Raw genomic sequence first — 2,001 nt, 5'->3', positions numbered from 1 at the left:
GCTGACACGCATCGTCTGCTCCTCGGCAGCGGGATCGAACTGCGCTGCGTCTTCACTCGGGGTCGAGGGCGTGGAGCGGGGGACGACCTGCGTCTTTTCCAGATCAGCAGGTGATTCCGCCGCACCGGTGACGCGTTGAGTCAGTTCTTCGTCAGACATGCTGCTGTTCCTCACTCACAGGGTTTTCGATGGATACGGTACGTGGCGTCACGACGGGTTCCGACACCAAATTTCCCGACGGCCGGATGTCCGGTGGTATCGAAGTGCTTCAAGTTCACCAAGATAGTAACCACGCAATCTGAAGCACCGCTACGGTTTATGCTGTGACTATGGCATCCCCTGAGATTGAGGACCCGCACGCCGACTCGGTCCTCCCGCTGACGATCCGTACCGGGGGCGAGACGCACCTGGTCGAGCCCGAACACGCACCGGTGATCATCGGCCGCGAAGATGCCGGCGCCGAGCAGCAGGCCCATATCCGCATCGCAGACGCCCGGGTCTCCCGTAAGCACATCGTCGTCGACGTCCGCGACGGCCAATGGATCGGCCAGGTCACCGGGCGCAACGGCGTGTTCATCGAGGGTCGCGAAGTGACCGGCGAATTCGTCGTACCCGACGAGGGGATGACCGCGACTCTCGGCCATCCCGTCGGCGGCATTCCCGTGCACTTCACGACGCTCGATCCCGCCATGGTCTACGTCGGTGCCCAGGTCGCCCAGCGGCGCCGCGAACTCGACCTTTCCCAGCGCAAACTGGCCGAGAACAAAATCATCAGCGCCGGCACGCTGATCGCGTTCGAGAAAGGGCGCAGCTGGCCCCGGGAAAGCACGCGCACGAGACTGGAGGAAGCGCTGGGATGGCCGCCCGGTGAGATCGTGCGGCTTCGCCGCCACTTCACCCCCGACGCCGCTGCGCCCGTTGCCCCTCCGGCCATTGACGAGGGGGAACGCACCGAGCTGCTGGAGGTCGGCGGCACGACGACGGTCGAATCGAAGTACATGGCCGAGACCATCGCCGTGGCGCTGGCCAATATCCAGACTCAGATCGCTGCGCTGCCGGCTCCGACCTCGGCGTCGTTTCAGAAATCCGCCGCTGGGATCATCGCCGACCTGAGCCGGTTGGAAACCTTGGCCACCAACGCGTCTCGCGGCGCCCGCGGCGCAGACGAGATGTTCCGCGAGCTCGTCGCGGTTCGTCGCACTCGCCGCGAACTGTTGCTACGGGCAGCCGAATCGCCGTACGCCACTGTGGGGCAGCGGCTGTACGCAGCCCGGCACCGAGCCGAACTCAGTGTGGCCGAGGCTGCCGCGATGGCCGGGCTCACCCCGGACGACATCGCCGCGGCCGAGGCGGGCAACGCGGTCGGGGCACCACACCTTGCCGCGTTGAACCGCCTGTTGGCGGTACTGCAGTGACAACGGGCGGCGTCACGGCACACGAGCACTGTAGTTTTTCTGGAATGCAGGACGCTGCCGGGGGCAAGCACATAGCAAGTCAGCGCAAATCGGGGCACCGGTGGCGTGTGGTTCCCCTAGCTATCGTCGCTGTCCTGCTCAGTGCATGCACCACCGTGGTCAACGGCTCCGCGGTCTGGGCGCCCGGTGAGGCGCCGCCCGGCGTGGACGTAGCGCTGCTCGACACCGGCAACTACCCGCGAACACCGCAGCCACCGCTAGGGGAGGCCGGCACACCCGAGAAGGGCGTGCTACTCGAGGCCGCGCGGATGGCCAGCAACGTCGTCGGTCCATGGGAGATCGACGCCCGCCTGACCGAAGGCGGGCTGCCCTACGGCATCATCGCCGCAGCTGGCGATATCAGCAAGATCCTGGGCGGCGAGGAGGTGGCCGCGGCCATGGGTAAGCACAACTTCGTCAACGGGTTTGTCTCCACCCGCAGCAGCGAACCCGAGCAGATATCCGTCGTCAACGCGGTGCTGCGATTCGCCGACGCGCAGGGCGCCGCCGCGGCCGCCGCCGAGTTGGCAGCATTCGCGATCAGGCC

2 protein-coding genes are annotated in these 2,001 nt (G+C 66.5%); both read left to right on the top strand.

All coding sequences use genetic code 11. The annotated features are described in order from the left end of the window. Window positions 1-329: 329 nt before the first annotated feature. On the top strand, window positions 330-1,415 hold the full coding sequence (locus VFH65_RS05045) for a helix-turn-helix domain-containing protein (RefSeq protein ID WP_353320052.1): 1,086 nt from the start codon (window positions 330-332) through the stop codon (window positions 1,413-1,415). A 107-nt stretch (window positions 1,416-1,522) separates the two neighbouring features. Continuing rightward, window positions 1,523-2,001 (top strand): DUF7373 family lipoprotein (locus VFH65_RS05040; protein ID WP_422656603.1); only part of this gene is annotated, 479 nt, incomplete at its 3' end.

It is taken from the genome of Mycobacterium sp. (assembly GCF_035697385.1).
Taxonomy (GTDB): domain Bacteria; phylum Actinomycetota; class Actinomycetes; order Mycobacteriales; family Mycobacteriaceae; genus Mycobacterium.
The sequence above is the reverse complement of the archived record's forward strand: the minus strand, read 5'-3'. Positions and strand labels throughout refer to the sequence as shown.